The organism is Ramlibacter sp., assembly GCF_050250995.1.
Taxonomy (GTDB): domain Bacteria; phylum Pseudomonadota; class Gammaproteobacteria; order Burkholderiales; family Burkholderiaceae_C; genus Ramlibacter.
Window position 1 is genome coordinate 37,136 of record NZ_JBFWNP010000036.1, and the last position, 23,313, is coordinate 60,448.

Genomic DNA, 23,313 nt, shown 5'->3' on the forward strand with positions numbered 1-23,313 from the left:
GAGAGAGTTGCGGCCGGCACTCACTCCGCGCACACCCGATGTCCCTCTCCGATTTCCAGGCCTTCCAGCACCTCGCCGACGCGAAGTGGACCGACCTGCCGGGCTTTCCCGGCATCCAGATGATCGAGCTCGCCGACAACTTCGACGAAGCCGCGAAGACGGGCCGCCGCACGCGGCTCGTGCGCTTCCTGCCCGGCGCGAAGAGCGAGAAGCCGCTCATTCACAGCTACTGGGAAGAGGCCTACCTCATCGAAGGCGAGATGCTCTACGAAGGCGCGCCGGTCCTGAACGGACCCGCGTACCGCTGCCGCCCGCCCGGCACCTCGCACGGCCCCTACAGCTCGCCCAGGGGCTGCATGCTGCTCGAGTCGCATTACTTCGCGCCATCCCCATGAGCCACCCTTTGCCCAAGGGCAAGGAGTGGGACTTCCGCCAGTCGCTGGCGGTGCTCGATGCGCGCTTTGCCAGGCAGCCCGCGGAAGAGATCCTGATGCCCGAACTGCGGATCATCGATCCGCACCACCACCTCGTGGGCCGTCCGCACGACGTCTACCTGCTCGAGGACTTCGTGCGCGACCTCGACACCGGCCACGACATCGTGGCGACGATGTTCGTCGAATGTTCGGCGATGTGGAAGAAGGACGGGCCGGAGGAACTGCGCCCGGTGGGCGAGACCGAATTCGCCAACGGCATCGCCGCCATGGCCGCGAGCGGCCACTACGGCAAGACCCTCGTCAACCACGGCATCGTGTCGTACGCCGACCTGCGCCTGGGCGACAAGGTCTACGCGGTGCTCGATGCGCACATCGCCGCGGGCAACGGACGCCTGCGCGGCATCCGCAACCGCGCGTTCTTCGAGCCGCTGGTGGGCGAATATGGCTCGCTCGCGCCGGGCGACGGCCTGATGCGCGGCGCGGAGTTCCGCAAGGGTCTCAAGCGCGTCGCCGCGAAGGGACTCGTGTACGACTCGTGCCAGTACCACGTGCAGTTGCCCGACTTCACCGACCTCGCGCGTGCGGTGCCCGAGGCGACGCTCGTGCTCGATCATGTGAGCAGCCCGCTGGGCGTGGCGCACTATGCGTCGCGGAAGGAGGAAGTGTTCGCGCACTGGACGAAATGGATGCGCGAGCTGTCCACCTGCCCCAACGTCTACGTGAAGCTCGGCGGCCTCGGCATGCCGTTCGCCGGCCTCGGCCTCAACAACCGCGAACTGCCGGCGACATCCGCGGAACTCGCCGCGGCGTGGAAGCCGTTTTTCTGGACCGCCATCGAATTCTTCGGCGCGAACCGCTGCATGTTCGAGAGCAATTTTCCGCCGGACAAGCAAAGCGGCAGCTATCCCGTCGTCATGAATGCGTACAAGCGCATCGCGGCGGGCGCCTCGAAATCGGAAGTGCAGTCCCTCTTCTTCGACACCGCGAACGCGGTGTACCGGCTCGGCCTCTAACCCGAGCGCCCGAAGTACACCGCGCGCATCAGCTCGGTGTCTTCCTTGTTCGCGACCGAGCTCACCCCGTCCTGCAGCACGTAGATGCGGTCGCACACGTGCGACAGGCCGCGCACGTTCTGGTCGACGAGGAAGATGCCGATGCGCCGCTCGCCCGCCACACGCCGCAGCGCCCGCGACATGTCTTTCACGATGCGGGGCGCGAGGCCCAGGCTCAGTTCGTCGACCATCAGGATCGTGGGGCGCGCGACGAGGCCGCGAGAAATGGCGACCATCTGCTGCTCGCCGCCGCTCAGGAATCCTGCGCGCCGGTCCATCAGACGCTCGATGGCCGGAAATACCGTCGTGGCGTAGCGCACGTCCTCGTCGGACAGGCGCCGTCCCGCGCCGATGGCGGCCAGGCGCAGATTCTGATGCACGGTCAGGCTGGGAATGAGCCCACGCCCCTCGGGCACGTGCGCGATGCCCGCGCGCGCCACCGCTTCGGGTCGCTCCGCGAGCGTGACGCCATTCAGCATCACGCTGCCGCGGCGGCGGGCCACGAGCCCGGAGATCGCGCGCAGCGTCGTCGTCTTGCCCGCGCCGTTCGGCCCGACCACGCCGACGATCTCGCCGGCCGCGACGTCGACGTTGACATTCTCGATGACACGCGCCGCGCCGTAGCTCACCGCGAGTTCGCGCACCTGGAACACGGCGTCACTCATCTTCCGACCCCAGGAACACGTCCATCACTTCCTTGCGGCTCGTCACGTCGTCGGGCAGGCCCTCCGCGATGGGCTTGCCGAAGTCGAGCACCGTCGCATAGTCCGCGACGGCACGCACGAAGCCGATGTGGTGCGCGATGACGACGATGGTCATGCCGTTGTCGCGATTGACCTTCTGCAGCACGCCGGCAATGACCTCGATCTCGCTTTCGGCCAGGCCCGCCGTCGGCTCGTCGAGCAACAGCAGGCGCGGCGCGCCCACGATGGCCCGCGCGATGTCCACGATCTTCTGGTCGGCGAGCGACAGGTCGCGGGCCACCAGCTTGCGCCGGTCCTGCGGAAAGCCCACGGCGTCGAGCGCGGCATGCGCGAGGCGCGCCGCCTCGCGGTCGCGCCTCAGCGTGGAGCGCAGCGGCACGATGTCGAAGAAGGGGGAGCACGGACTGGTGCCGTAGGTGCCCATGCGCACGTTCTCCTCGACCGTCAGGTCGGCGACGAGCGAGGGGTTCTGGAACGTGCGGCTCATGCCGCTGCGCCGCACGCTGCGCGCCGTCCGGCCCACGATGCGTTGCTCGCCGAAACGGATTTCGCCTTCGTGCGTCTGCAGCCCGCTGATGCAGTTGAGCAGCGTCGTCTTGCCCGCGCCGTTGGGACCGATGATCGCGTGGATCGTCCCCTGCGCCACCTGCAGACTCACGTTGTCGATGGCAACGACGCCGCCGAAGCGCACGGTCACGTTCTGCATCTGCAGCACGAGCGGAAGGCCTTCGCGCGCGATCGTGCGGCGCTCGACATGCGCGCCGGAAGGCGCGTCGAAGTGGCTCGCGCGCTCGGCCGTCGCGGGCGCCTTCGCGTCCTGGCCACGCACCTTGGCCGAGATCCAGGCGATCACGCTGAAGATGCCGCCCGGAATGAAGATCAGGTTCGCCAGCAGCAGCAGCGCGAAGAGGATCTGGCGCACGTCGCCCGCCGAGCGCGTCAGTTCGCCGAGGATCGAGAACGCGACCGCGCCGATGATCGGCCCGGCGATGCTGCCGAGTCCGCCGATGATCGCCATGGTGAGCAGGATCACCGACTCGAAGCCGGGGAAGGCTTCGGGGATGATGTATTCCAGCGCCTGCGCATAGACGAAACCCGCCATGCCGGCGGTGGCGGTGGACCACACGAAGGCCCACAGCTTGTGCGACATCACGTGGACGCCCATGGACTCGGCGACCACTTCGCTGCGCTTGATGAGGCGCAGCGCCATGCCCGCGCGCGAGTTCGCGTAGCGGTACGAAATCAGGGTGGCGATCGCGAGCAGGATCCACGCGAGCCAGAAGATGCCGATGGGCGTGAGCGGCGCGCCGCCGATCTCCGCCCTCGGCACGGGCAGCCCCGTGGGTCCGCGCGTGATCGGCGCGAGCGTCGCGCCGCGCAGCGCGACGGCCACCGTCGTCGCGAAGAAGAAGGTGCCCATCGCCGTGCCCAGGTGCGGCAGGCGCACGGCCGCCGCGCCCAGCAGCAGGCCGATGAACGCGGCCACGCCGATGCTGCCGAGCAACGCGACCCACGGCGACCAGCCGTAGTCCGTGGCGAGGATGGTCGACGCATACGCGCCGATGGCCATGAAGCCGAAATTGCCGAACGTGAGCTGCCCGCAGTAGCCGGAGAACAGGTCGATCCCGACCGCGGCGATGGCGTAGATCACGCCGATGGTCAGGATCAGCTGGACACGGTCCCCGAAAGGCAGGAAGGGAACCGTGGCGAGCGCGGCCATCGTCACCGCGGTGGCGACGGCCGTGCCGCTGCGGGCTTCGGTCGCAATCCTCATCGGGGCAGCGGGATCGTTCCTTCGGCGACCGCCTTGCCGTTGACGATCTTGGTCATGATCATCTGCGTCGCGCCGAGGTGCTTCGGGTTATTGAACGTGATGGGCGACACGACCTCGGTCACGTTCTTCGCCTTCCAGCTCATGAGCGTCTTCTCGAACGAGGCGCGCGTCACCGGCTCCGGCGTGTCGGCCAGCGCGGCGGAGAACACCTGGCCGGCGGCGCAGCCGTAGAGGCTGAACGCGTCGATGGGCGTCTCGGGAGAATACTTCTTGAGCACGTCGACACAGGACTTCGCGCGCGGATCGTCCGGCGGCACCACCGGCAGGCCGACCAGCGCCTTGCCGTTCACGAGGCTGCCCGCGGCATTGAGGAACGCGGGCGAGGCCATCGTCAGCGTGCCGAGCAGGTACTTCGCGGGGAAAGCGTCCTGCGCCTGCAGCGCGTTCATGAGCTTCGCGGTGGCCGGCGCCGTCATGAGGATCATGATGTAGTCGGGCTTCATCGCCTTGATCTTCAGCGCGAGCGGCGTGTAGTCGGGCTCGCGCTGCGTCACGCGCTCCTCGCCGATGTAGCTGCCGCCGCCGCTCGTGGCCGCCTTCACGATGGCCTTGATGTTGTCCTCGACGCCGGGCACGTCGGCCAGCACGCTGAACACCTTGCCGGGGCCGTACTTCTTCATCGACGCTTCGGTGATCGCGGCCATCTGGTCGCTGTACAGCGGGAACAGGCTATAGACGAAGTGCGTCGTCATCAGCTCGGGGTTGCCGGCCGAGGGGAACAGGTACAGCATCTTGTTCTGCCTGGCGATCGGCATCAGCACCGGCGGCTGCAGCGTGCCGCAGCCGGCGAAGAACGCGAACACCGGCTTCGCCGCGAGCTGGCGGCCGTTGGCCAGCGCCTCGGGCGCCTTGTACGCATCGTCCAGCACGATGTTCTCGATCTTGCGGCCTTTCACGCCGCCTTGCGCATTGACGTGCGCGAACCAGGCGAGGTGGCCGTCGCTCACCGGCTTGCACGGCGGTCCGACCGGGCCCGTGAGCGGGTTGGAGGTGCCGAGCAGGATGCGGTCCTTGCCCACGCCCTCCTTGTTCACGCCCGGCGTCTGGGCGTACGCGGGAGCGAACGCCCCCGCCACCAGCGCGGCCGCCAGGGCGTGCCGCAAGCCATCGACCCATGTCGTCATGTCGTCTCCTTGTGTTGAATCAGGGGGTGGAAAAACCGGTCAAAGTCGCTCGATTTCCGGGTGGCCGAACAGGCCCTGCGGCCGGAAGCTCAGGACGAAAAGCAGCAGCGCGAAGATCACGAAGGTCGCGAGGTCGCCGTTGCCGTAGAGGCTCACGACGTTGTTGACCACGCCCACGACGATGCCGCCGAGCCATACGCCGGGCAGGCTCGTGAGGCCGCCGATCACCACGGCCGTGAAGGCGAGCAGCAGGTAGGGCTCCATCATGTCGGACGACAGCAGCGCATGCGGCGCGAGCAGCACGCCCACCAGCGCGGCGACGCTGGAAGTGATCATCCACGCGAGCAGCGTGAGGCGGCGCGTGCGGATGCCGAGCATCTGCACGATCTCGGCCTTCTCGGACATGCCGATGAACATGAGGCCGACGTCGGTGAAGCGGAACGCGGCGTACGCGAGGCCGGCCATGACGATGGCGATGCCGATGACGGCGACGGTCGCCCACGACACCGCGGCCGGGCCGAGGTGGAAGGCGATGGCGGTGCCGAACAATTTGGGAAACGCGAAGGGCTGGCCCGCCGCCCACAGGTGCTCCACCACCGCGAAGATCAGCATCTCGAGGCCGAGCGTGCGGATGACGAGGTTGAGCCGGCCCGAATCGTCGTGCGGCCGCAGGATGAACCAGTAGAAGACGGCCCCCAGCCCGAGCATCGCCACGAGCGCGATGAGGATGCTCGGAAAGATCGGGATGCCGAGGCTCGTGCTCGTCTTGTACGCGATGAAGGCGCCGAGCGTGCCGAGCGCGCCCTGCGCGAAGTTCGCCACGCCGGTCGCCTTGTACAGCAGCACCACGCCGAAGCCGAGCAGCGCGAGCAGCACGCCGCTCGCGATGCCGCTGATGACCGCCGAGAGGAAGAGGGCCATGCGTCGCTCAGGCGTTGGTGTGCAGCACCGCGCTCGTGTAGCCCCACTGGAACGAGGACGGCGTGCGCACGGCATCGGTGATCGTGTAGTGCGGGATGCGCGCGAGCACTTCCTGCAGCATGACCTGCCCCTCCAGCTTGGCGAGGTGGATGCCGATGCACGAGTGCAGCCCGTGGCCGAGCGCGAGGTGGCGCACGATCTTGCGGTTCCAGATGAAGCGGTCGGGCTCGGGGAACTCGCGCTCGTCGCGGTTCGCCGCGGCGAGCAGCGTGAGGATGCGCTGGCCCGGCTCCATCGCCTGGCCGGCGATCGTCACCGGCGTCTTCACCGTCCGCATGAACCACTGCGCGGGCGCGCAGTAGCGCAGGATCTCCTCCATCGCGGCGACGGAGTTCTTCTTCAGGTCGGCGCGGATCGCCTCGCGCTGGTGCGGCGCGGCCGCGAGTTCCATGAAGCCGTGCGCCATCACCTTCGGCAGGGTCTCGGCGCCGCCGAAGACGATGCTGGAGACGAAGGTCGTGATCTCGTCGACGGTGAGCTCGCGGCCCTTGACCTTCAGGGCGCGCAAGCCGCCGATGGCGCTCGCCGGGTCGAGATTCGGGTCGTCCTTGTGCGCGCGCACGGCGTCGCGGCAGATGTCGAGCAGGCGGTTGCGGTTCTTCAGCCAGTCGGGCGCGAAGCCGCCGGTCACCGGGTCCTGCGCGCCGGCCAGGCGCGCGGCCTCGTAGGTTTCCGCGGCCCGCTCGATGGGGATGCCGGTGAGGCGGCAGACCGAGCCCGCGGCGATGATTCCGCCGAAGTCCGTCACCACGTCGAACTTCCCGCGCGGCACCAGCGCGTCGAGCAGTGCGCGCGTGCGTGCGCGGATGTCCTCTTCGAGTCCGTTGACGAAGCTGCGGCGCAGCTGCTGCCCCATCGCCTGGCGGATGTGCTCGTAATCGGGCGGCTGGTTCCAGCCGAGCAGCGGCAGGCTCTCCCGAACCGGCTCCACCTGCGGGCCGCGATTGCGCGTCGAGAGCGCCGTGCGTTCGGTCAGCGTGCCTTCCATGGTGTGGAGCGACGACTCGTTCTTGTACACCTCGTGGATGTCGGCGAAGCGCGAGATGGCGAACGCATCGTACTGCGGCATGTAGTAGACGGGGTGGCTGTCGCGCAGCACCCGGTAGAAGGGCAGCGGATTGCGCATGACCTCGTGCGAGAACGGGTCGTACGCGAAATTGGCGGAGTCTTGCGCGGCCTGGGACATGGGGTGTGCTTCCTGGATTTCGTCGTGGACGCGCGGATCAGCCGCGCGCCTTGAGGGCCGCCGCGTTCACGGCGCTGCGGGCGCCGCGGCCCTTGAGATAGTCGACCGCGAGCCGCGCGGCCACGCGGTCGGCCTGCTCGATGTCTTCCTGCGCCGCCCCGCCGATGTGCGGCGTCACGATGACGTTCTCCATCCGGTAGAGCGGATGGTCGTCGGGCAGCGGCTCGGGGTCGACGCAGTCGAGTCCCGCGCCGGCGATCGTGCGCTTCGTCAGCGCCTCGACGAGCGCGGGCGTGTCGACGATGGGGCCGCGCGCGGTGTTGACGAGGTAGGCCGTGGGCTTCATGCGCGCCAGGCGTTCGGCGTTGATGAGGCCCTGCGTCGCCTCGTTCCACGGCACGTGGATCGACACGAAGTCGGACGCGGCGAGCATCGCATCGAGATCGTGAAAGAGCTCGATGCCGTGGCGTTCCGCCTCGAGCGGATCGAAGTACGGGTCGTACGCGATCACGCGCATGCCGAAGCCCAGGCGCGCCTTGTCGGCGAGATGCCGGCCGATGAAGCCGTAGCCCACCAGGCCCAGCGTCTTGCCGTGCAGCACGCTCAGGCGCGGCGTCGACAGCATGGTGAACTGGCGCGCCCACTTGCCGGTCTCCCGGCTGTAGCGCGCCGTGGCATCGATGCGCCGGGCGAGCGCGAGCATGAGCCCCATCGCGTGTTCCGACACGCCGATGGCGTTGCCGCCCGGCGCGTTGAAGACCGGGATGCCGCGCGCGGTGGCGGCCTTCAGGTCGACGCGGTCGTAGCCGGCGGCGCCGAGGTAGATCACTTCGAGCTTCTTCGCGCGCTCCAGCATCTCCGCCGTGACCGGCAGGTGCCCCTTCACGCCGACCGCGCAGAGCACGCGCGCGTCGCCCAGGCGCTCCGCGAGCGCCGCTTCCATGATCTCGCTGCGCAGGTCGGCGCGTTCGTAGGCCCAGCGCCCGAGCGCGCGCTCCTCGGCGGAGAGCGCGAAATCCAGCTCGAAGCCGTTGTCGGCGAAGACGCGGTCCACGTCGGGATGCGCCGTGAACGCCGGTATGAACACCTTGCCGCCTGTCATCGTTTCCTTCGCTTTCGTGCGTCGCTGCGCATTCTTCGCCTCCGTTCGCGGATTGCCCGCAGGCTCGCATCGGGCGTTCCGTACGATGGAAGAGTACCGATGCACGGAACAAAAGGGATTTCCCGAATCGCGGGCGTTGCCGGCCGCTCCTACATTGCGCCCATGACCACACGCAGAACCCTTCTCGCCGCCGGCGTCGCAGGCGCCACCCTTTTCGCCACGCGCACCGCATGGGCCGCCTACCCGGAGCGGCCGATCCGGTTCATCGTGCCCTTCCCGCCCGGCGGTCCGGCCGACGGCATCGGCCGCCTGATCGCCACGCACCTCGCGGAACGGCTGGGCCAGCCTTTCGTGGTGGACAACCGGCCGGGGGCGGGCACCCTGATCGGCGCGGACTTCGTCGCGAAATCGAAGCCGGACGGCTACACGCTGCTGCTCGGCACCTCGTCCATGAACATGCTGCTGCTGCGCAAGCAGGGCTCGCCCATCGACGCGCGCAAGGATTTCGTGCCGGTGTCCACCGTCGCGGAAACGATCTACGGCTTCTACACGAACCCCTCGGCGCCCTTCAAGACGGTGCCCGAACTCATCGCGTACGCCAAGGCGAACCCGGGCAAGGTGACCTGCGGCAACACGGGCACGGGCACGACGCCGCACCTGATCGTGGAAGCGTTCAACACCGCGGCGGGCGTGAAGCTGCTCTCGGTGCCCTACAAGGGCGGCGCCCCCATGGCCGTGGGCCTGATGGGTGGCGAGACGATGATGTCGTGCGACACGGTCGGCAACACGAACCCGCTCGTGCGGGACGGAAAGATCAACATCATCGCGACCACGGGCACCACGCGCGCCGCCGCGTTCCCGAACACGCCCACCGTGGCCGAGACCATTCCCGGTTTCGTCGCGCTCGGCATGACCGGCATCTTCGCGCCGGCGGGCACGCCGAAGGACGTGATCGATCACCTCAACGCGGCCATGGTCGACGTGGTGAAGAAGCAGGAAGTGAAGGACAAGTTCGGCGCCCTGTCGATGAACGCGCGCTCGACCTCGGCCGCCGAATACCACAGGCTCGTGGTGGAAGAGATCGAGAAGTGGGGCAAGGTGATGCGGGAGGCCAACGTCGTCATCGAGTGACGGCGCCGCGCCTGCTCGACCGCGAACGCACGGCCGCGCTCGTCGGCTACCCCGCGCTCGTCGACGCGCTCGCGATCGCAACGGTGGAATACTCCGCCGGCCGGATCGCGAGCCCGACGCGCCTGAGCGTCCCGCTTTCGGGCGAAGGCGTGATGCTCAGCATGCCGGCAAGCGCGAGCGACATCGCGATCCACAAGCTGGTGAGCGTGCAGCGCGCGAATGCGCAGCGGGGACTGCCCACGCTGCACGGCGTGGTGACCGTGGTCGAGGCCGCGACCGGGCGGCCGCTCTGCTTTCTCGACGGACCGGAACTCACCGGCCGACGCACCGCGGCGATCTCGATGCTGGCGGTGCGCACGTTCATGGCGCGCTCCCCGACGCAGGCCGTGCTGATCGGCACCGGCGCGCAGGCGGCATTCCACGTCGCCGCCCTGCGCGTGCTCCATCCGGATTGCGAGGTGCTGGTGAAGGGCACGAGCCGCGCGGCGGAAGACGACTTCTGCGAGCGACATCGCGGCACGCATCCGCGGCTCGCGCCCTGTCCCCCGGCCATTCCTTCGACGTGCGAGCTCGTCGTCACGCTCACGACCAGCAAGGAGGCGGTCTACGACGAAGCGGCGACGCCGCGCCGCCTCGTCATTGGCGTGGGCGCCTTCAAGCCCGAGATGGCGGAACTCGGCGCACGTACCCTGGCCGGCAGCGACGTGTACGCGGACGACCCCACGGGCGCGCGCCACGAAGCCGGCGACCTGCAACGCGCCGGCATCGACTGGGGCCGCGTCATGCCGCTGTCGCATGCGGTCGCGAACGGCGCGCGACGCGACGTGCCCGTGGTCGTCAAGAGCGTGGGCTGCGCGGCGTGGGACCTCGCGGCGGCGCGCGTCGCGGTGCGCGCGCTCGCCGGCTGAACGGCGTCGGCCGCCCTGCGCCAGCCACCGCGGCCACGCGACCGTCGAAGCGGAACGCGGCAAAGCCATGCGCAGCCGCGGGAGGGCGCCCGCTGACGCGCACGCGATCCGAGCGAGAATCCAGTCCTTCCATGCGCCCCAACGAACGCTCCTTCGCCCGCCGCATCGACCTCACGTCGCTGCAGCTCTTCGTCGCGGTGTGCGAGCTCGGCTCCATCGGGCGCGCGGCCGAGCGCGAGTTCATCGCCGCGTCGGCGGTGAGCAAGCGCCTGTCGGACCTCGAGGCCACGCTCGAGACGCCGCTGCTGTACCGCCACACGCGCGGGGTCGACCTCACGCCGGCCGGCGAGTCGCTCCTGCACCATGCGCGCTCGGTGCTCGCGAGCCTCGAGAAAATGCAGGCCGAGCTCTCCGAATACGCAGACGGCGTGCGCGGCCACGTGCGCATCCACGCCAACATCTCGGCCGTGGTGCAGTTCCTGCCCGAGGACCTGGGTGCGTTCTCGAAAGCGCACGCCGAGGTCAAGATCGACCTGGAAGAGCACCTCTCGGTGGACGTCGCGCGCGCGGTGCAGGACGGCGCGGCCGACCTGGGCATCTGCAACACGGGCGTGCTCGCGGCCGGCCACACGCTGCAGCTCAAGCCGTACCGCCGCGACGAGCTCGTGCTCATCGTGCCGCGCGGCCATGCGCTCGCGCGGCGCAAGCGCATCGCCTTCGAGGAGACCCTCGCGTACGACCACGTCGGGCTGCACGCCAACAGCTCCGTGTACCTCACGATGCGCGAGGCCGCGGCGAGCGCGGGGCGCGCCATCAAGCTGCGCATCCACGTCACCGGCCTCGACGCGATGTGCCGCATGATCCACAACGCGCTCGGCGTCGGCGTCATGCCGCGCCGCGCCTTCGAGCTGATGCACGGGGTCGGCGACCTCGAGTCCGTGAGCCTCACCGATGCCTGGGCGCTGCGCGACATCGCCCTCGTCGCGCGCGACTTCGAGACCCTGCCGCTCACCGCGCGGCTGCTGGTCGATCACCTGCAGGCGCGCGCGGGCGCAGCCGGGTCCGCGCCGGCCGAATAAAATCGGCGGGAAGCAAACCCAAACCGAGACCAGCAAAAATGAAGATCGCAGTGTTGCCGGGCGACGGCATCGGCACCGAAATCGTGGCCGAGGCCGTGAAGGTCCTGAAGGTCCTCGACCTGAAGTTCGAGCTCGAGTTCGCGGACGTCGGCGGCATCGCCTACGACAAGCACGGGCATCCCCTGCCCGACGCGACGATGAAGCTCGCGAAGGAAGCGGACGCCATCCTGTTCGGCGCCGTGGGCGACTGGAAGTACGACAAGCTCGAGCGCCACCTGCGGCCCGAGCAGGCCATCCTGGGCCTGCGCAAGAACCTCGGCCTGTTCGCGAACTTCCGCCCGGCGATCTGCTACGAGGAGCTCACGCATGCATCGAGCCTCAAGCCCGAGCTGGTCGCCGGCCTCGACATCCTGATCATCCGCGAGCTGACGGGCGACATCTATTTCGGCCAGCCGCGCGGCCGCCGCGCCTCGCCCGACGGCGCGTTCGCCGGCGCCGAGGAAGCCTTCGACACGATGCGCTACGCGCGCCCGGAGATCGAGCGCATCGCGCACGTCGCCTTCCAGGCCGCGCGCAAGCGCAGCAAGAAGGTGACGAGCGTCGACAAGGCCAACGTGCTCGAGACCTTCCAGTTCTGGAAGGATGTGGTCACCGAGGTCGGCCAGCAGTATCCCGACGTCCAGCTCGACCACATGTACGTCGACAACGCCGCCATGCAGCTCGTGAAGGCGCCCAAGGCGTTCGACGTGATCGTCACCGGCAACATGTTCGGCGACATCCTCTCTGACGAAGCGTCCATGCTCACCGGCTCCATCGGCATGCTCCCGTCGGGCAGCATGAACGCGACGAACCAGGGGCTGTACGAGCCGTCGCACGGCAGCGCGCCGGACATCGCCGGCAAGGGGCTTGCCAATCCTTTGGCTACAATCCTGTCTGCTGCCATGATGCTCCGTTTCACCCTCAACCAGCCCGAAGCCGCCGACCGCATCGAGTCCGCGGTCAAGGCCGTTCTTGCGCAGGGTCTTCGCACGGCGGACATCCATTCGAATGGCACCACGAAGGTCGGCACCCAGCAGATGGGCGAAGCCGTGGTGGCCGCGATCACGAAAAAAATTACCACCAAGGGCTAGCAAGCTCCGGTTCGTCGCGCGCCCCTCCCCGGCCCGATGAGCCGGGGAGAAACCAGTTTCAAATCCGAAAGGCGCGCGATGACTCTCTCCAAGGCACAACAACCCCTCGTCGGCCTCGTCGGCTGGCGCGGCATGGTCGGCTCCGTCCTCATGGACCGCATGCAGGCCGAAGGCGACTTCGACCTGATCGAGCCGGTGTTCTTCTCCACCTCCAATGCCGGCGGCAAGGCGCCCGCCCAGGCGAAGAACGAGACGAAGCTGAAGGACGCCTTCGACATCGAGGCGCTGAAGAAGTGCGACGTGATCCTGACCGCGCAGGGCGGGGACTACACGAACGAGGTCTTCCCCAAGCTGCGCGCGGCCGGCTGGACCGGCCACTGGATCGACGCCGCGTCGGCGCTGCGCATGAACGACGACGCGGTCATCGTCCTCGACCCCGTCAACATGCCCGTCATCAGGAACGCGCTGGCCAAGGGCGGGCGCAACTGGATCGGCGGCAACTGCACCGTGAGCTGCATGCTGATGGGCGTGGGCGCGCTCTACAAGGCCGGGCTCGTCGAGTGGATGACAAGCATGACCTACCAGGCAGCCTCGGGCGGCGGCGCGCAGCACATGCGCGAGCTGCTCACGCAGTTCGGCACGCTCAACACCGAAGTGCGCGCGCTGCTCGACGACCCGAAGTCGGCCATCCTCGAGATCGACCGCAAGGTGCTCGGCCGCCAGCAGGCCATGGGCGCGAGCGAGACCGAGCACTTCGGGGTGCCCCTGGGCGGGTCGCTCATTCCCTGGATCGACAAGGACCTGGGCGACGGGACGTCGAAGGAAGAATGGAAGGCCGGCGCCGAAACCAACAAGATCCTCGGCCAGGGCGCGGGCTTCGGCACGCCCGCCGTGCCGGTCGACGGATTCTGCGTGCGCGTGGGCGCGATGCGCTGCCACAGCCAGGCGCTCACCTTCAAGCTGAAGAAGGACGTGCCGCTGGCCGACATCGAAGCGATGATCGCCGCCGACAACCCGTGGGCGAAGGTCGTGCCGAACACGCGCGAAGCCACGCTGAAGTCGCTCACGCCCGTGGCGGTGACGGGCACCATGACCGTCCCGGTGGGCCGCATCCGCAAGCTCGCGATGGGTCCCGAATACGTCGGCGCGTTCACGATCGGCGACCAGCTGCTGTGGGGCGCGGCCGAGCCTTTAAGGCGTATGTTGCGCATCCTGCTTGACGCATAATCCGCGCGCTCGCATGCAGACAACGGCCCGGTGCGCGAGCATCGGGCCGTTGTCGTTTGACGAGAACTGCTTGTACTCGCTTGACGACATCTCCCCGTTGTCGCATGGCAACATCCGCAGCCCCGCGCAGGACCGGCGTGGCCCGTTACGAACTTAAAAGCTGTCTCAGCTTGTCAGCCTAAGACATTGATGCTATGGTCATTTTTCGTTTTCAAGCCTTGGGGCGACGGGCCGCATGAAGAGAACAAAACTGCCTCTTGAACGAGCAGTGGGAACGCCTGCACCGACCAGCACGCCGCAAGCGCGGCTTTCGGCGCTCGCGCTTGCAGCCGCAATGGTCCTCGGGCTCGCCAGCCCCGACACGCATGCGCTGTCGCTCGGCCGCGTGCTCGTTCAGTCGGCCCTCGGCGAGCCGCTGCGCGCCGAGATCGACATTCCGCAGATCACCGACGAAGAGCGCGCTTCGCTGCGCGTGAACGTCGCACCGGCCGAGACCTTCCGCGCCGCGGGCCTCGAATACAGCCCGGCGCTGAACAACGTCCAGATCACGCTCCTGCGCCGCCCCGACGGCCGCCATTACCTGCGCCTCACGAGCGACCGCGCGGTCAACGAGCCCTTCGTCGACCTGATCCTCGAGACCGTGTGGGCCCAGGGCCGCATCGTGCGCGACTACACGATGCTGTTCGATCCGGCGAACACGCGCCAGCCTTCGAACCCGATCGCCGCGCAGACGGCGCCGGTGGCGCCGCCCTCGTCCGTGACGGCCGTGCCCAGCGCGCCGAGCGCGCCGAGCGCCGCGCCCGCTGCTCGCGCCGCCGCGCCTGCACCTTCGGCCGCGCCTGCACCTTCGGCCGCGCCTGCACGCTCGGCCGCGCCTGCGCCTTCCGCTGCGCGCCCTGCGCCGCGCCCCGCAGCCCGGGCGCCTGCCACGCCAGCGGCTGCCGCGCCGCCGGCCGGCGATGGTCGCCGCGTCACGGTGCAGTCCGGCGACACGGCCGGCCGGATCGCCGCGGCCAACAAGCCGGCGAGCATCTCGCTCGACCAGATGCTCGTCGCGATGCTGCGCACGAATCCCGATGCGTTCTCCAGCGGCAACATCAACCGCCTGCGCGCCGGCGCCGTGCTCGAGATGCCCTCCGAGCAATCGGCGGCGAGCGTCCCGGCGGACGAAGCGCGCCGCACGGTCGTCGCCCAGAGCCGCGACTTCAACGAATTCCGCCGCCGCCTCGCCGAAGGCGTGCCCGCCGCCGGCGCACCGTCCGCCGGACGTTCGGCCTCGGGTCGCGTCGAAGCGAAGGTCGACGACCGCCGTCCCGCCGCCACGGCGCCCGACCGCCTGACGCTGTCGAAGGGCGGGGCCACGGCACGCGCGGCCGAGGACCGCGTTGCACGCGAACGCGCGGCCCGCGATCAGTCCACCCGCGTCGCGGAGCTGAATCGGAACATCACGGAGCTGAATCGACTCGCGCCGGGCGTGGCCGCTGTCCCCGGCGGCGCGGCGAGCGGACCCCGGGTCGGCGTGACCGCTCCCGTGGGATCCGCCAGCGCGCCGCGCGCGGGGGCTTCGGCGCCTGCCGCGGCGACCGCGACGACGCGCCCGGGTTCCGCTCCGGCGGCGACCGTTCCGGCAACCGCGCCGGCGAGTGCGCGAGCCGCCGCGGCGGCTTCCGCGCCGGCCAGCGCACGTGCGGCAACACCCGCCACCGCGGTCGCGACGCCCGGCGCGTCCGCGCCGCGAGCCTCCGCCTCCGCGCCGTCCGCTGCAGCGGCTTCGGCCGCGGCAGCCCGCGCTTCGGGTCCCGCGTCCAGCCCGAACGCGACGGCCCCGGCACCTTCCGGCGCCTCCACGGCGATCGCACCCCCGGTGTCGGCCGCCTCGGCGCCGACCGCCGCCGGCACTTCCGCTGCGCAGCCCGCCAGCGCGGCGCGGCCCGCTTCGGCCAAGGCGCCGGCACCGCCGCCGCCGCCCGAGACATCCCTCGTCGACGACCTGCTCGAAAATCCGCTGATCCCCGGCGCGGTGCTCGCTGGCCTGGCGCTCCTGCTGGGTCTCGGCGTGTACCGCGTGCGCCAGCGCCGCAAGACGGCCCAGGTCGACAGCTCCTTCCTCGAAAGCCGGTTGCAGCCCGACTCCTTCTTCGGCGCGAGCGGCGGCCAGCGCGTCGACACGGCCGAGAGCAGCGCCGCCAGCGCGACCGGCTCGTCGATGGTCTATTCGCCGAGCCAGCTCGACGCGGCGGGCGACGTCGACCCCGTGGCCGAAGCCGACGTCTATCTCGCCTATGGCCGCGACCTGCAGGCCGAGGAGATCCTCAAGGAAGCGCTGCGCGTGAATCCCGAGCGCGTCGCGATCCACGCGAAGCTGCTCGAGATCTACGCGAAACGCCGCGACCCCAAGGCCTTCGAAGTCGTCGCGACCGACGCGTACCACATCACGCATGGCGAAGGTCCCGAGTGGGAGCACATCTGCGACCTGGGCCGCGAGCTCGACCCGGGCAATTCCATGTACCGGCCGGGCGGGCAGCCCGGCGAAGGCGCGCTGGCCGCCGCCGCCGCCGCGGGTGGCGCCGCCGCCTTCGCGACCACCACCGCAACCCAGGCGCTTGCGAGCGCACCGCCTCCGCCCGCGGTCGATCTCGACCTCGATCTCGACTTCTCTCTTGGCGACGAGCCCGAGGACACGTCCACCGCCGTCGCACCGCCCACGCCTGCCTTCGATCGCACGCAGGCGATCGCGACGCAGGCCTTCACCCTGGACCCGCCGCCAGCGGCTCCCCCGCCTGTCCCCACCGACCCGGCCGTCCCCGACGACATGCCGCCGCTCGAGATGGACTTCGACCCCGCGCCAGCGGCCGTCATGACCCAGGCCCAGACCGCACGGGACCCCGAGCCCGAGGCCGTGCGGCTCGACGCGCCCGACCTGACGCTCGACGAGAACAGCCTGAACTTCACGCCCGAGCCGCCGCCGCCGCCGAGTCCGGTGGCGCCGCCGCCCTCCCCGTCCAGCCCCGCACCCGCCGTTGAACCGGCCGTTGCGGAGCCGGCCGATTCGGGAATGATCGAGTTCGACCTCGGCACGCTCTCGCTCGACCTGCCGGGCGATCCGCTCTCGCAGCCGGACGCGCCCACCTCCGCCGCGCCGACGCCGGCCGAGTCCGCGCCTTCCGGCGCGCTGGACGTGCCCAGTTTCGACCTGGACATGGACCTCCCGGCCAGCGAGGTCGCGCCGCTGGCGGCACCCTCTCTGGGTTTTGCCGGCGGGGACGACGAAGGCGGCGAGGACCCGCTCGCGACCAAGCTCGCCTTGGCCGAGGAGTTCAACGCCATCGGCGATTCCGATGGCGCGCGAAGCCTCGCCGAGGAAGTTCTGGCCGAGGCCACGGGCGATCTGCGGTCACGCGCTCAACGCCTGCTGGCAGAAATCGGTTAGGAAATGACGGCTTCCACGCTCGTTGCTTCCGCGGCCGCGCGGCCCGGCGGCGGCTGAGCGCGTTTTTCCCGGGGAGCACGGGCGCGCATGCGGATGGCGCTGGGCCTCGCCTACGACGGACGCGATTACGAAGGCTGGCAGAGCCAGCCTTCGGGACGTACCGTGCAGGACCGCCTCGAAGCGGCGCTCGCGCAATTCACCGCGCAGCCGCGGCCCGTGGCCACGATCTGCGCGGGCCGCACCGACGCCGGCGTCCACGGCCTCATGCAGGTGGTGCATTTCGACACCGACATCCGGCGCGAGAATTTCTCGTGGGTGCGCGGCACCAACACCTTCCTGCCTGCCGACATCGCCGTGCAGTGGGCGCAGCCGGTCCCCGACGAATTTCATTCGCGGGCGAGCGCCATCGCGCGCCGCTATGCCTACGTGCTGCTCGAGAGCCCCGTGCGGCCCAGCATCGACAGCGGGCGGGTGGGCTGGGTGTTCCGCCCGCTCGACGAAGCTGCGATGCGCGAGGCCGCGCGACACCTCATCGGGGAGCACGACTTCACCTCCTTCCGCGCCTCCGCCTGCCAGGCGAAAAGTCCGGTGAAGACGATGCGCCGCATCGAGATCCGCCGGCGCGGCGCTTACTGGCGCTTCGACTTCGAGGCCAACGCCTTCCTGCACCACATGATCCGCAACATCATGGATTGCCTCGTGCTCGTCGGGCAGGGACTGAAGCCCGCGGCGTGGATGGGCGAGGTGCTCGCCGCGCGCGACCGCGATGCGGCGGCACGCACGTTCTCGCCCGCCGGCCTCCACTTCCTCGGGCCGGTCTACGACGCCCGCTGGGGGCTGCCCGAGCGCACCGCTGCGTATGATGCCTTGCCATGACGCCGCACGCCGCGCACCCCGCGCACCCCGCGCACAACGCTCCTCCCCTTCGCACGCGCATCAAGATCTGCGGCCTCACGCGCGAGCAGGATGTCGATGCGGCCGTGGAAGCCGGCGCGGACGCCGTGGGCTTCGTGCTGTTCGACAAGAGCCCGCGCTTCGTCTCCCCGCAGCGCGCCGCCGTGCTCGCCAGGCGCCTGCCGCCCTTCCTCACGCCCGTGCTGCTGTTCGTCAACGCGAGCGCGCAGGCCGTGCGCGCGGCCTGCGACCTCGTGCCCGGCGCGATGCTGCAGTTCCATGGCGACGAGACACCCCAGCAGTGCCGTGAGGCCGCCGGCGAGCGCGCATACATGCGCGCCGCGCGCATCCCGCTCGACGAGGCCACGCCCTTCGACTTGCTAGAATTCGCACGTCTCCACTCCCACGCCAACGCCCTGCTCCTCGACGCCCACGTCGACGGTTATGGCGGCGGCGGCAAGGCATTCAATTGGTCACGGCTTCCAACAAGCGTCGACGCTCACCTCGTCTTGTCTGGTGGGTTGAGGCCTGCCAACGTGACCGATGGCATCGTGCAAGTGCGGCCGCGTTGCAGGACGCTGGCCGTTGACGTGAGTTCCGGCGTCGAGGCCGACGCTACCAGCGGGGCCTTGCTGAAAGGCATCAAGGACGCCGGCAAGATCCAACAGTTCGTCGCGGCCGTGCGCGCCGCGGACGCGCTCCTTGCAAGGTCCCCCAATGCCCTCCTATCTTCAACCTGACCCGACAGGCCACTTCGGAAAATACGGCGGCAGCTTCGTGAGCGAGACGCTCACGCACGCCATCGACGAGCTTCGCGCCGCCTATGCGAAATACCAGCACGACCCCGAATTCCGGCGCGAGTTCGAGTACGAGCTGAAGCACTTCGTCGGCCGTCCCTCCCCCGTCTACCACGCCGAGCGCATGAGCCGCGAACAGGGCGGCGCGCAGATCTACCTCAAGCGCGAGGACCTCAACCACACCGGCGCGCACAAGATCAACAACGTGATCGGCCAGGCGATGCTCGCGCGGCGCATGGGCAAGCCGCGCGTGATCGCCGAGACGGGCGCGGGCCAGCACGGCGTGGCCACCGCCACGATCTGCGCGCGCTACGGCCTCGAGTGCGTGGTGTACATGGGCAGCGAGGACGTCAAGCGCCAGAGTCCCAACGTCTATCGCATGAACCTGCTGGGCGCCACCGTGGTTCCGGTCGAGTCCGGCAGCAAGACGCTCAAGGATGCGCTCAACGAAGCGATGCGCGACTGGGTGACGAACGTCGAGAACACCTTCTACATCATCGGCACCGTGGCAGGCCCGCACCCCTATCCGATGATGGTGCGCGACTTCCAGAGCGTGATCGGCAAGGAGTGCATCGAGCAGATGCCCGAGCTGGCCGGCGCGCAGCCCGACGCCGTGATCGCCTGCGTGGGCGGCGGCAGCAACGCGATGGGCATCTTCCATCCCTACATCCCGTTCGAGAACACGCGCCTGATCGGCGTGGAGGCCGCGGGCGAAGGGCTCGACAGCGGCAAGCATTCCGCGTCGCTGCAGCGCGGCAGCCCGGGCGTGCTGCACGGCAACCGCACCTACATCCTGCAGGACGAGAACGGCCAGATCACCGAGACGCACAGCGTGAGCGCGGGGCTCGACTACCCCGGCGTCGGCCCCGAGCATGCGTGGCTCAAGGACAGCGGCCGCGCGGAGTACGTCGGCATCACCGATGCCGAGGCGCTCGCGGCGTTCCATTACCTGTGCCGCACCGAGGGCATCATTCCCGCGCTGGAGTCGAGCCATGCGATCGCTTACGCGATGAAGCTCGCGAAGACGATGCGGTCCGATCAGAGGATCCTGGTGAACCTGTCCGGACGCGGCGACAAGGACATCGGCACGGTCGCCGACCTGTCGGGCGTGGAGTTCTACGACCGGCCCTCGATGCGCGGCCTGAGCCTCAAGGGTCAACCGAAATGACCCGCATCGCCAAGACCTTCGCTGCGCTGAAGGCAGCGAACCGCAAGGCCCTGATCCCGTACATCACCGCCGGCTTCCCCTTCGCCGACATCACGCCCTCGCTCATGCATGGCATGGTGGAGGCGGGCGCGGACGTCATCGAACTCGGCGTGCCCTTCTCCGACCCCATGGCGGACGGCCCCGTGATCCAGAAGGCCGGGGAACGGGCGCTGGCGCTCGGCGTCGGCACGGCGCAGGTGCTCGCGATGGTGCGCGAATTCCGCCAGCGCGACGACACCACCCCGGTCGTGCTGATGGGCTACGCCAACCCGGTCGAGCGCTACGAGCTCGCGCACGGCGAAGGTTCCTTCGCGCGCGACGCGGGGCAGGCCGGCGTCGACGGCATCCTCATCGTCGACTACCCGCCCGAAGAGTGCGAGGCGTTCGCGGCGCAGCTGCGGCAACACGGGCTCGACCTCATCTTCCTGCTCGCGCCGACGAGCACCGCCACGCGCATGGAGCAGGTCGCACGCATCGCGAGCGGCTACGTCTACTACGTGTCGCTCAAGGGCGTGACCGGCGCGGGCCACTTCGACACCGACGCGGTCGAGAGCGCCCTGCCCCGCATCCGCGAGCATGTGAAGATCCCCGTGGGCGTGGGCTTCGGAATCCGCGATGCGGCGACGGCCCGGGCCATCGGCAAGGTGGCCGATGCAGTGGTCATCGGCACGAAGGTCATCCAGGTCGTCGAGCACGAGACGCGGGACAACGCCGTCACGGCGCTGTCCGCTTTCCTGACCGGCATCCGCCGGGCGCTGGACCATAATGATTGATTGAGCGCCCGGCACGGCCCGGCGCGACGAGGAGTTGATCGATGAGCTGGCTTGAAAAGCTGCTGCCCCCGAAGATCCAGCAGACGGACCCGAACGAGCGCCGCAGCGTGCCCGAGGGGCTGTGGGTCAAATGCCCGAGCTGCGAAACCGTTCTCTACAAGACCGACCTCGAGCAGAACCAGAACGTCTGCCCGAGCTGCAGCCACCATCACCGCATCGGTGCGCGCGCGCGCCTCGATACCTTCCTCGATGCCGAAGGCCGGTACGAAGTCGGCCAGGAGGTCGTGCCGGTCGACCCCCTGAAATTCAAGGACAGCCGCCGCTATCCCGAGCGCATCAAGGAAGCCATGGAGAACACCGGCGAGACCGATGCGCTCGTGGTGATGGGCGGCGCGGTCCACAGCATTCCCCTCGTCGCCGCCGCGTTCGAATTCGACTTCATGGGCGGCAGCATGGGCAGCGTGGTCGGCGAGCGCTTCGTGCGAGGCGTGCAGACCGCCATCGAACAGAAAGTGCCTTTCCTGTGCTTCACCGCCACGGGCGGCGCGCGCATGCAGGAAGGCCTGCTGTCGCTGATGCAGATGGCGAAGACGAACGCCTCGCTGACGCGGCTGGCCAAGAAAGGCCTTCCCTATATCAGCGTCCTAACCGATCCGACCATGGGCGGCGTGAGCGCCGGCTTCGCGTTCGTGGGCGACGTGGTCATCGCGGAGCCGAAGGCGCTCATCGGTTTCGCGGGTCCGCGCGTGATCGAGTCCACCGTGCGCGTGACGCTGCCCGAGGGTTTCCAGCGCGCCGAGTTCCTGCAGACCAAGGGCGCGGTCGACTTCATCTGCGACCGGCGCGAGCTGCGCAAGACCGTGGCGAACGTGCTGGCGATGCTGCAGCGGCAGCCGGCGGACGCGGTCGACTGACCCCCGCATCATTCCCGCGAAGGCGGGAATCCAGAGCTTGCGCTTTCCCGTTCAGCGAAGCACGGCGTTCTGCAGCCCGGCAACGATGATCGCCGCCACCTGCAGCAGAACCAGGGCCGCCAGCGGCGACAGGTCGATGCCGCCCGCGAGCGGGATCACCCGGCGCAGCGGCCGCAGGATCGGCGCGCAGAGCCGGTCGATCACGTCGGCCATGGGCGAATCGGAACGCACCCACGACAGGATGGCGTAGACGATGAGCAGGCCGGTCACTGCGGAGATGACGAGCCGCACCAGTCCGAACGACGCCAGCACCGGCAGCAGCGCGAGCTGCCCCGTCCGCCCGGCGATCAGGGCGAGGACGAGGAACTGCACGAGCTGCAGCAGCCAGGCGCCCACGAGGCTCGCGAGGTCCCAGCGGCCCACGGACGGCAGCACCTTGCGCAGCGGCAGCACGAGCCAGTCGGTCAGCGCGAAGACGAAGCGGCCGATGGGGTTGCCGAAGGGAATGCGCTGGTGCTGCATGTACAGGCGCAGCAGGCAGGCGCCGCCCAGCAGGCTGCTGGCGACGTCGAGCAAAAAAGAAACGATGGTGTAGATCATGCTGAGCTGCAGCGTGGGATGATACGTTCAGAAAGCGCAGATTCGACGTGGCCGCCGCCCTGACATTGCAGTCGCTCCCCCTTTTTCCGCTGGGCACGGTGCTCTTCCCCGGCGGCGTGATGCCGCTGCGCATCTTCGAGGTGCGCTACCTCGACATGATCGGCAAATGCCACAAGGCCGGCGCGCCGTTCGGCGTGGTGTCGCTCACGCAGGGCCACGAAGTGCGCCAGCCCGGCGCGACCGAGGCCTTTTCGCGCGTCGGCACGATCGCGACCATCACGCACCTCGAGACGCCGCAGCCGGGGCTCATGCTCATCCGCGCCGTGGGGGCGGACCGTTTCCGCATCACGTCGAGCGAGCAGCTCAAGCACGGCCTGTGGATCGCCGACGTCGAGCGCATGAGCGCCGACATGGACGTCGTCGTGCCCGACGACCTCAAGCCCACGGCGGATGCGCTCGGCCGCCTGATCGAGTCGCTGCAGCAGCGCGCCGCCGCGGGCGAGGCGGTGCCGCAGGTGCTGGAGCCGTTGCGGCTCGACGATTGCGGCTGGGTGGCCAATCGCTGGTGCGAGTTCCTGCCGATCCCCGTGGCGCTCAAGCAGCGGCTCATGGAACTGGACAATCCCCTCGTGCGGCTGGAGCTGGTGAGCGACGTGCTGGCGCGCTCGGGGATCACGCACTAGGAGTGTGGGCGGCAGAAGGGAGTGGCGCGCCCCGGACCGGGACGGGGGCGACCCCTTCCGCGAATGTCCCCCGTCGCGCGCGTGCGCGCTCCTCCTCCTTTACTTCGCTGCAGGGGCCACCCC

General features: G+C 69.3%; 21 protein-coding genes. 14 read left to right on the top strand and 7 right to left on the bottom strand.

Features of this window, described 5'->3' with window-relative positions; translation table 11 throughout:
- Positions 1–38: 38 nt before the first annotated feature.
- Together AB7E83_RS19945 and AB7E83_RS19950 are read left to right on the top strand one after the other, a co-directional pair.
- Positions 39–395 (top strand): cupin domain-containing protein, encoded by a 357-nt coding sequence (locus AB7E83_RS19945; protein ID WP_428572544.1) that lies wholly within the window; start codon positions 39–41, stop codon positions 393–395.
- On the top strand, positions 392–1,447 hold the full coding sequence (locus tag AB7E83_RS19950; RefSeq protein WP_428572545.1) for an amidohydrolase family protein: 1,056 nt from the start codon (positions 392–394) through the stop codon (positions 1,445–1,447). Before AB7E83_RS19945 ends, AB7E83_RS19950 begins: the two co-directional genes overlap by 4 nt.
- Here the strand turns inward: AB7E83_RS19950 and AB7E83_RS19955 are convergent.
- Genes AB7E83_RS19955 through AB7E83_RS19980 form a run of 6 tightly spaced genes read right to left on the bottom strand, consistent with a single transcriptional unit; the run spans position 1,444 to position 8,417 of the window.
- Positions 1,444–2,151: an ABC transporter ATP-binding protein gene (locus tag AB7E83_RS19955; protein WP_428572546.1), complete on the bottom strand. Its 708-nt coding sequence runs from the start codon at positions 2,149–2,151 to the stop codon at positions 1,444–1,446. The two genes, AB7E83_RS19950 and AB7E83_RS19955, sit on opposite strands and share 4 nt — an antisense overlap.
- Positions 2,144–3,964, bottom strand: coding sequence for an ABC transporter permease subunit (locus AB7E83_RS19960; protein WP_428572547.1), 1,821 nt, complete (start codon positions 3,962–3,964; stop codon positions 2,144–2,146). The genes AB7E83_RS19955 and AB7E83_RS19960 overlap by 8 nt, the downstream gene beginning before the upstream one ends.
- Positions 3,961–5,148, bottom strand: coding sequence for an ABC transporter substrate-binding protein (locus AB7E83_RS19965; RefSeq protein ID WP_428572548.1), 1,188 nt, complete (start codon positions 5,146–5,148; stop codon positions 3,961–3,963). The genes AB7E83_RS19960 and AB7E83_RS19965 overlap by 4 nt, the downstream gene beginning before the upstream one ends.
- Positions 5,149–5,187: 39 nt before the next feature.
- Positions 5,188–6,069: a branched-chain amino acid ABC transporter permease gene (locus AB7E83_RS19970; protein WP_428572549.1), complete on the bottom strand. Its 882-nt coding sequence runs from the start codon at positions 6,067–6,069 to the stop codon at positions 5,188–5,190.
- A 7-nt stretch (positions 6,070–6,076) separates the two neighbouring features.
- Positions 6,077–7,315: a cytochrome P450 gene (locus AB7E83_RS19975; RefSeq protein ID WP_428572550.1), complete on the bottom strand. Its 1,239-nt coding sequence runs from the start codon at positions 7,313–7,315 to the stop codon at positions 6,077–6,079.
- Between the two features lie 37 nt (positions 7,316–7,352).
- A complete protein-coding gene (locus tag AB7E83_RS19980; protein ID WP_428572551.1) occupies positions 7,353–8,417 on the bottom strand; it encodes an NAD(P)-dependent oxidoreductase in 1,065 nt (354 codons plus the stop codon).
- A gap of 162 nt (positions 8,418–8,579) precedes the next feature.
- Between AB7E83_RS19980 and AB7E83_RS19985 the strand changes: the two genes are divergently transcribed.
- From AB7E83_RS19985 to accD, 11 genes are all read left to right on the top strand, one after another.
- On the top strand, positions 8,580–9,548 hold the full coding sequence (locus AB7E83_RS19985) for a Bug family tripartite tricarboxylate transporter substrate binding protein (protein ID WP_428572552.1): 969 nt from the start codon (positions 8,580–8,582) through the stop codon (positions 9,546–9,548).
- Positions 9,545–10,456: a bifunctional Delta(1)-pyrroline-2-carboxylate/Delta(1)-piperideine-2-carboxylate reductase gene (gene lhpI, locus AB7E83_RS19990; protein WP_428572553.1), complete on the top strand. Its 912-nt coding sequence runs from the start codon at positions 9,545–9,547 to the stop codon at positions 10,454–10,456. Before AB7E83_RS19985 ends, lhpI begins: the two co-directional genes overlap by 4 nt.
- Positions 10,457–10,587: 131 nt before the next feature.
- Complete coding sequence (locus AB7E83_RS19995; protein WP_428572554.1) at positions 10,588–11,535, top strand: LysR substrate-binding domain-containing protein; 948 nt, start codon at positions 10,588–10,590, stop codon at positions 11,533–11,535.
- Positions 11,536–11,573: 38 nt separating this feature from the next.
- Positions 11,574–12,665, top strand: coding sequence for a 3-isopropylmalate dehydrogenase (gene leuB, locus AB7E83_RS20000; protein WP_428572555.1), 1,092 nt, complete (start codon positions 11,574–11,576; stop codon positions 12,663–12,665).
- 78 nt (positions 12,666–12,743) lie between these two features.
- Entirely contained in the window at positions 12,744–13,892 is a 1,149-nt protein-coding gene (gene asd, locus AB7E83_RS20005) for an aspartate-semialdehyde dehydrogenase (protein WP_428572556.1), read from the top strand.
- Between the two features lie 334 nt (positions 13,893–14,226).
- Positions 14,227–17,322, top strand: coding sequence for a FimV/HubP family polar landmark protein (locus AB7E83_RS20010; RefSeq protein ID WP_428572564.1), 3,096 nt, complete (start codon positions 14,227–14,229; stop codon positions 17,320–17,322).
- A gap of 87 nt (positions 17,323–17,409) precedes the next feature.
- Entirely contained in the window at positions 17,410–18,198 is a 789-nt protein-coding gene (gene truA, locus AB7E83_RS20015; RefSeq protein WP_428572557.1) for a tRNA pseudouridine(38-40) synthase TruA, read from the top strand.
- Positions 18,195–18,956, top strand: a complete 762-nt coding sequence (locus AB7E83_RS20020) for a phosphoribosylanthranilate isomerase (RefSeq protein WP_428572558.1) — start codon at positions 18,195–18,197, stop codon at positions 18,954–18,956. The genes truA and AB7E83_RS20020 overlap by 4 nt, the downstream gene beginning before the upstream one ends.
- Positions 18,934–20,181, top strand: a complete 1,248-nt coding sequence (trpB, locus tag AB7E83_RS20025; protein WP_428572559.1) for a tryptophan synthase subunit beta — start codon at positions 18,934–18,936, stop codon at positions 20,179–20,181. The genes AB7E83_RS20020 and trpB overlap by 23 nt, the downstream gene beginning before the upstream one ends.
- Entirely contained in the window at positions 20,178–20,993 is an 816-nt protein-coding gene (gene trpA / locus AB7E83_RS20030; RefSeq protein WP_428572560.1) for a tryptophan synthase subunit alpha, read from the top strand. The genes trpB and trpA overlap by 4 nt, the downstream gene beginning before the upstream one ends.
- Positions 20,994–21,034: 41 nt before the next feature.
- Positions 21,035–21,907 (top strand): acetyl-CoA carboxylase, carboxyltransferase subunit beta, encoded by an 873-nt coding sequence (gene accD / locus AB7E83_RS20035; protein WP_428572561.1) that lies wholly within the window; start codon positions 21,035–21,037, stop codon positions 21,905–21,907.
- A gap of 51 nt (positions 21,908–21,958) precedes the next feature.
- Here accD and AB7E83_RS20040 read toward each other — a convergent pair whose 3' ends face one another.
- Complete coding sequence (locus AB7E83_RS20040; protein ID WP_428572562.1) at positions 21,959–22,507, bottom strand: YggT family protein; 549 nt, start codon at positions 22,505–22,507, stop codon at positions 21,959–21,961.
- A 47-nt stretch (positions 22,508–22,554) separates the two neighbouring features.
- Between AB7E83_RS20040 and AB7E83_RS20045 the strand changes: the two genes are divergently transcribed.
- Positions 22,555–23,190: an LON peptidase substrate-binding domain-containing protein gene (locus tag AB7E83_RS20045; RefSeq protein WP_428572563.1), complete on the top strand. Its 636-nt coding sequence runs from the start codon at positions 22,555–22,557 to the stop codon at positions 23,188–23,190.
- The last annotated feature ends 123 nt before the right edge of the window (positions 23,191–23,313 follow it).